The organism is Rhizobacter sp. P5_C2 (assembly GCF_054049715.1).
Genome location: NZ_JBFULV010000185.1, coordinates 1 through 6,573, shown reverse-complemented (window position 1 = coordinate 6,573; position 6,573 = coordinate 1). Strand labels below are relative to the sequence as shown.

Annotated in this window: 8 protein-coding genes; 7 read left to right on the top strand and 1 reads right to left on the bottom strand. The window is 70.1% G+C overall.

What is annotated here, in order from left to right; genetic code table 11:
• Positions 1-147: 147 nt before the first annotated feature.
• Positions 148-1,650 (bottom strand): cryptochrome/photolyase family protein, encoded by a 1,503-nt coding sequence (locus ACXJLU_RS32350; protein WP_457337839.1) that lies wholly within the window; start codon positions 1,648-1,650, stop codon positions 148-150.
• Between the two features lie 35 nt (positions 1,651-1,685).
• Between ACXJLU_RS32350 and ACXJLU_RS32345 the strand changes: the two genes are divergently transcribed.
• The 7 genes from ACXJLU_RS32345 to ACXJLU_RS32315 all read left to right on the top strand — a co-directional run.
• Positions 1,686-2,273: a YqgE/AlgH family protein gene (locus ACXJLU_RS32345; protein ID WP_047590499.1), complete on the top strand. Its 588-nt coding sequence runs from the start codon at positions 1,686-1,688 to the stop codon at positions 2,271-2,273.
• Positions 2,266-2,679 (top strand): Holliday junction resolvase RuvX, encoded by a 414-nt coding sequence (gene ruvX / locus ACXJLU_RS32340; protein WP_457337838.1) that lies wholly within the window; start codon positions 2,266-2,268, stop codon positions 2,677-2,679. Before ACXJLU_RS32345 ends, ruvX begins: the two co-directional genes overlap by 8 nt.
• Positions 2,680-2,704: 25 nt before the next feature.
• Positions 2,705-3,205 carry a bifunctional pyr operon transcriptional regulator/uracil phosphoribosyltransferase PyrR gene (pyrR, locus tag ACXJLU_RS32335; RefSeq protein WP_457337837.1) on the top strand — a complete coding sequence of 167 codons (501 nt, stop codon included), beginning with the start codon at positions 2,705-2,707 and terminating at the stop codon, positions 3,203-3,205.
• Positions 3,205-4,167: an aspartate carbamoyltransferase catalytic subunit gene (locus ACXJLU_RS32330; protein ID WP_457337836.1), complete on the top strand. Its 963-nt coding sequence runs from the start codon at positions 3,205-3,207 to the stop codon at positions 4,165-4,167. The genes pyrR and ACXJLU_RS32330 overlap by 1 nt, the downstream gene beginning before the upstream one ends.
• Positions 4,164-5,465 (top strand): dihydroorotase, encoded by a 1,302-nt coding sequence (locus tag ACXJLU_RS32325; RefSeq protein WP_457337835.1) that lies wholly within the window; start codon positions 4,164-4,166, stop codon positions 5,463-5,465. Before ACXJLU_RS32330 ends, ACXJLU_RS32325 begins: the two co-directional genes overlap by 4 nt.
• Positions 5,466-5,468: 3 nt before the next feature.
• Positions 5,469-6,200, top strand: coding sequence for a lysophospholipid acyltransferase family protein (locus ACXJLU_RS32320; RefSeq protein WP_457337834.1), 732 nt, complete (start codon positions 5,469-5,471; stop codon positions 6,198-6,200).
• 189 nt (positions 6,201-6,389) lie between these two features.
• Positions 6,390-6,573, top strand: a 184-nt coding sequence (locus ACXJLU_RS32315; RefSeq protein WP_457336569.1) for a hypothetical protein, incomplete at its 3' end; no start/stop codon positions are given.

The following is a 6,573-nucleotide window of genomic DNA, read 5'->3' as shown; positions in this document are numbered from 1 at the left end:
GGGCCGGCGCGGCGTGTCGCGCACGGGCGGCGCAGCGCGCGGCGGGCGGCGCCGGCACGACGGGCGTGGCGACGAACGTGGCCGCGAGCGCCCCGACGAAGACCAGCCGTCCGAAGACGACGACGAACCTGCCGCCGAGTCCTCCGCCTAGCCCGCCGCCTGGCCGGTCGTGCTTTCCGTGCCCTTCACCACCGCATAGCGCGCCAGCGTGCGCTCCCGCGCCTCGTCGTGCGCCACGATCGGCAGCGGGTAGTTGTCGCCCAGCCGCACGCCGGCCTCCGCCAGTTCGATCGGCCGCGCCAGCCACGGCGCATGGATCGCCTTGTCCGACAGCCCCGCCAGCACCGGCAGGTAGCGTCGGATGAACTTGCCCGCGGCGTCGAACTTCTCGCTCTGGCTCACCGGGTTGAAGATGCGGAAGTACGGCTGCGCATCGCAGCCGGTCGAGGCCGCCCACTGCCAGCCGCCGTTGTTCGCCGCCAGGTCGTAGTCGTTCAGCTTCTCGGCGAACCAGCGCTCGCCCCAGCGCCAGTCGATGCCCAGGTCCTTGGTCAGGAAGCTCGCGGTCACCATGCGCAGCCGGTTGTGCATGTAGCCGGTCTGGTTGATCTGCGCCTGCGCGGCGTCGACCAGCGGGTAGCCGGTGCGGCCTTCGCACCAGGCCTCGAACAGCGCCTGCGCGTGCTTGCCGTGCTCCCACTTGATCGCGTCGTAGGCCGGCTTGAAGCTCGCGTCGACCACCCGCGGGTGGTGGTGCAGCACCTGGTGGTAGAAATCGCGCCACACCAGCTCCGACAGCCACACCGCCGCGCCGGCCGAGCCGTGGTGCATGCGCTGTGCCGCCTCGCGCGCCAGCRTGCGGATCGAGACGGTGCCGAAGCGCAGGTGCATCGACAGGTAGCTCGGCCCCTTCACCGCCGGGAAGTCGCGTGCCTCGCCATAGCGGCCGATGCGCGGCAGGAAGTCGTCGAGCAGCGCCTGCGCGCCGGCCTCGCCCGTGCCCTGGTGCAGCTCGCGCAGGTTGGTCGGCTCGAAGCCGATGTCGGCGAGTGACGGGATGTCGCCGGTGACATCGTCGGCCGGCGGCGCCAGCCGGTGCGCGTAGCGTTCCACCGGGTACGCGCTGACATAGAACGGCTCCAGCTTGCGCAGCCAGGCGTTCTTGTACGGCGTGAACACGCTGTAGGCCTTGCCGCTGCCGGTCAGCAGCTCGCTGCGCTCGAACACCACATGGTCCTTGCCGGTGTGCAGCGCGATGCCCAGGCCGGCCAGCGTGCCGCGCACCCGGGCGTCGCGCGCGAGCGAGGCCGGCTCGTCGTCGTGGTTGGCGTACACCGCCTGAACGTGCAGCGCCTGGGCCAGGCGCGGCAGTTCGTCGACCGCGAAACCGTGGCGCACCAGCAGCCCGGCGGCGCCGGGCGCCAGCGCGCGCAGCCGGGCGTCGAGCGCGGCCAGGCTGTCGCGGATGAACTCCACCCGCCGGTCGGCGCGCGGCAGCGCATCGAGGATCTCGCGGTCGAGGATGAAGGCGCACCAGACCTTGCGGGCGGCCTTCAGCGCATGGAACAGCGCGGCGTGGTCCCCGGCCCGCAGATCACGCCGGAACCACACCAGCGCCGCGCCCAGCGACGGCTCGGAAACCTTTTCCATCGGGCGAGTGTGCCGCAGTCATAAAATGCCGCCCTATGCCTGCCGCGACCATCAACCTGACCAACCAGTTCCTGATCGCCATGCCGGGCATGGCCGACGACACCTTCGCCGGCGCCGTGATCTACCTGTGCGAGCACACCGAGAAGGGCGCTCTCGGCCTGGTGATCAACAAACCGATCGACATCAAGCTGAAGAACCTGTTCGAGAAGGTCGAGCTGACCCTCGACCGCCCCGACCTGGCCGACGTGCCGGTCTACTTCGGCGGCCCGGTGCAGACTGAGCGCGGCTTCGTGCTGCACGAGCGGCTGGGCGGCGAGGCGGGCGAGGGCGGGCACTACAACTCGTCGCTGCAGATCCCCGGCGGGCTCGAGATGACCACCAGCAAGGACGTGCTCGAGGCGCTGTCGCACGGTGCCGGCCCGAAGAAGATCCTCGTCACGCTCGGCTACAGCGGCTGGAGCGCCGGCCAGCTCGAGGAAGAGATCGGCCGCAACGGCTGGATCAACGTCGTCGCGGAACCCGGGATCATCTTCGACACGCCGGTCGAGCAGCGCTACGACAAGGCGCTGTCGCTGCTGGGGATCGACCCGCGCATGCTGTCGCAAGAGGCGGGGCATGCATGAGACGTCCGCCCCCCGGTCGTTCCTGGCTTTCGATTTCGGCACGCTGCGCGTCGGCGTGGCCAGCGGCAACACCGTGACGCGCACCGCGACGCCGCTGCGCACCGTGGCGGCGGTCGGCGATGCGCGCTTCGCGGCGCTCGGCAAGCTGATCGCCGAATGGCAGCCGCATGCGCTGGTGGTCGGCGTGCCGGTGCACCCCGATGGCGCGCCGCACGAGAACACCGTCCGCGCGCAGCGCTTCGCGCGCCAGCTGCACGGCCGCTTCCGGCTGCCGGTGCACGAGGTCGACGAGCGCTACACCACCACCGAGGCCCACGCGATGGGGGCGAGCGACGTCGATGCGGCGTCGGCGGCCATCATCCTGGAGCAATACCTGCGAGCCCTCCCTTGGCCTGCACCGACTTGACCACCTCCACCGACAGGACCACCTGATGGGCACACTGCATCTCGACGCCGAGGCCTTGTACAAGGACCTGCAATCGGTCGTCCGCAACCTGCTGCAACCCGACACCGTGCTGGTCGGCATCTGGTCGGGTGGCGCCTGGCTGGCCGAGCGCCTGCACGAGCAGCTGAAGCTGCCGGGCGAGATCGGCGTGATCTCGAGCGCGCTGCACCGCGACGATTTCGCGTCGCGCGGCATGTCCAGCGCCGACCCGACGCGCCTGCCGTTCGAGGTCGACGGCCGGCCCATATTGCTGATCGACGACGTGCTCTACACCGGCCGCACGACGCGCGCGGTGATCAACGAACTGTTCGATTTCGGCCGCCCGGCCAGCGTGACGCTCGCGGTGCTGGTCGACCGCGGCGGGCGCGAACTCCCGATCCAACCAGCCTACTCGGCGGCGCGCATCACGCTGCCGGCCGAGCAGCGCCTTCGTCTCGCCCGCGACGACGCAGGCCGATTCACCTTCGACATCCAGGAAGGCAGCTGATGCTCTCGAAGCGAAACCCGCAACTCAACGCGCACGGTGAACTGATTCACCTGCTCTCGATCGAGGGCCTGCCGCGCGCGGTGATCCACCACATCCTCGACACCGCAGGCACCTTCCTGAGCGTCAACGACCGCGACGTGAAGAAGGTGCCGCTGCTGCGCGGCAAGAGCGTGTTCAACCTGTTCTTCGAGAACAGCACGCGCACGCGCACCACCTTCGAGATCGCCGCCAAGCGGCTGTCGGCCGACGTGATCAACCTCGACATCGCCAAGTCGAGCGCGGCCAAGGGCGAGAGCCTGCTCGACACCATCGCCAACCTGTCGGCGATGCATGCCGACATGTTCGTCGTGCGGCACGGCGAGAGCGGCGCGCCCTACCTGATCGCCCAGCACTGCGCGCCGCACGTGCACGTGGTGAACGCCGGCGACGGCCGCCACGCACACCCGACGCAGGGGCTGCTGGACATGTACACGATCCGGCACTTCAAGAAGGATTTCAGCAACCTGACGGTGGCGATCGTCGGCGACATCCTGCACTCGCGCGTCGCGCGTTCCGACATCCACGCGCTGACCACGCTCGGCGTGCCCGAGATCCGCGCGGTCGGCCCGAAGACGCTGGTGCCGAGCGACCTGAACGAGATGGGCGTGCGGGTGTGCCACGACATGGCCGAGGGCATCCGCGGCGCCGACGTGATCATCATGCTGCGCCTGCAGAACGAGCGCATGAGCGGCGCGATGCTGCCGAGCGCCGGCGAGTTCTTCAAGAACTACGGGCTCACCGACGAGAAGCTCGCGCTCGCCAAGCCCGATGCGATCGTGATGCACCCGGGGCCGATCAACCGCGGCGTCGAGATCGATTCGTCGGTGGCCGACGGCAAGCAGAGCGTGATCCTGCCGCAGGTCACCTTCGGCATCGCGGTGCGCATGGCCGTGATGTCGACGATTGCAGGAAACAACGCATGAAACTCCTGATCAAGAACGGCCGGCTGATCGACCCGGCGTCGGGCCTGGACCAGACCGGCGACCTCGCGATCGCGGCCGGCCGCATCGTGTCGATCGGCAGCGTGAGCGCCGATTTCCACGCCAGCCGCACCATCGACGCGAGCGGGCTGGTGGTCGCGCCGGGCCTGGTCGACCTGGCCGCGCGGCTGCGCGAGCCGGGGCACGAGCACGAAGGCATGCTCGAATCGGAGATGGCCGCGGCGGTGGCCGGCGGCGTCACCAGCCTGGTGTGCCCGCCCGACACCGACCCGCCGCTCGACGAGCCGGGCCTGGTCGAGATGCTGAAGTTCCGCGCGCGCAACCTGAACCATGCGCACCTGTACCCGCTGGGGGCGCTGACGCGCGGCCTGGCCGGCGAGGCCATCACCGAGATGGCCGAGCTGACGGAGGCCGGCTGCGTCGGCTTCTCGCAGGCCGACGCGCCGCTGACCGACACGCTGGTGCTGATGCGCTCGATGCAGTACGCCGCGACCTTCGGCTACACCGTGTGGCTGCGGCCGCAGGATGCCTACCTGGGCAAGGGCGTGGCCGCGAGCGGGGCGCTCGCGACGCGACTCGGCCTGTCGGGCGTGCCGGTGATCGCCGAGACGATCGCGCTGCACGTGATCTTCGAGCTGATGCGCGTGACCGGCGCGCGCGTGCACCTGTGCCGCCTGAGCAGCGCGGCCGGCATCGCGCTGGTGCGGCAGGCCAAGAACGAAGGCCTGCCGGTGACCTGCGACGTGAGCGCCAATCACCTGCACCTGACCGATGTCGACATCGGCTACTTCAATGCGGCGATGCGGCTGACGCCGCCGCTGCGCCAGCAGCGCGACCGCGACGCGATCCGCGCCGGGCTGGCCGAGGGCACGGTGGATGCGCTGGTCAGCGACCACACGCCGGTCGACGAGGACAACAAGAACCTGCCGTTCGCCGAAGCCGAGCCGGGCTCGACCGGGCTGGAGCTGCTGCTGAGCCTGGCGCTGAAGTGGGGCGACGAGCAGGGGCTGCCGCTCGCGACGACGCTGGCGCGGATGACCTGCGACCCGGTGCGCGTGCTGGGCGAGAGCCTGGGCTCGCTCGGCTCGAGCGCGGGGCGGATCGTGCAGGGCGGCGTGGCCGACCTGTGCCTGTTCGACCCGGCGGCGCGCTGGACGGTGGAGCCGGCGAAGTTCCGCAGCCAGGGCCGGCATTCGCCGTTCTCGGGCTACGAGCTGCCGGGCCGCGTGGCCACGACCATCGTGGCCGGGCAGGTGGCGTTCGAAGCCGCGGACCGCTGAGCCGTGCGCAAGCTGCGCGCCGCCTGGCGCATTGCCGCCTGCGTGGTGCATGTGCTGCGCGGCCTGATGATCTGCGGGTTCATCTTCCCGTTCCTGCGGCCGGCGGCGCGCACCGCGCGTGTCGGCCCGTGGTGCGCGGCGATGCTGCGGCTGCTGGGCATCCGCGTGGTGGTGCGCGGCGAATGGCATGCGGCGCCGGTGATGGTCGTCGCCAACCATGTGTCGTGGATCGACATCCTCGCGATCAATGCGGCGGGCTCGGTGCGCTTCGTGTCGAAGGCCGACATCCGCCGCTGGCCGGTGCTGGGCTGGCTGGTGGCGTGCGGCGGCACGCTCTTCATCGAGCGCGAACGCAAGCGCGACGCGATGCGCGTGGTGCACCAGGTGGCGCAGGCGCTGCAGGAGGGGAGCGTGATCGCGGTGTTTCCGGAAGGCACGACCAGCGACGGGCATGGCGTGCTGCCGTTCCACGCGAACCTGCTGCAGGCCGCGATCACGACCGGCACGCCGGTGCAGCCGGTCGCGCTGCGCTATGCCGACGCGACGCACGCGGTGAGCCCGGCCGCGGCCTACATCGGTGACACCAGCCTGCTGCAATCGCTGTGGTGGGTGGTGATGGCCGAGGGGCTGACCGCGCAGGTCACGGTGCTGCCGGCGCACTACTCGGCGCATGCGCAGCGGCGCGAGTTGTCGGAGGCAGTGCGCGCGGGGATCGTGGGTTCGCTGGGAAAGTGAACAACTGTCAACTTGGTGACGCGGCAACGATGCCGGCGGCTTGCCGCCCTTGCCACGGTCATTTCGGTCACGTCTAATCCGCCGTTCGCGACATCGATGCAGCCCGCAGTAGAAGGTGCGATGACGCGCTGAAGGCCGCCCGGCCGTTGCGTAGGGGCGGTTCCCACGGAAGGGTCAGGGAGGACGTGAATGAGTTCAAAGATGTGGCGCCTGCTGGCGCTGCTGGCCTGTGCGTGCCTGATGCCTGCGTTGGCGATGGCGCAATGCGGCACGACGCCGTGCAACCCGGCGTCGAAGCATCCGCTGGATTGGTTCAATCGGTCGGACGGCATGGGTGGAGTCAACACGCTGACCAATGTGACGGACGTGGCGG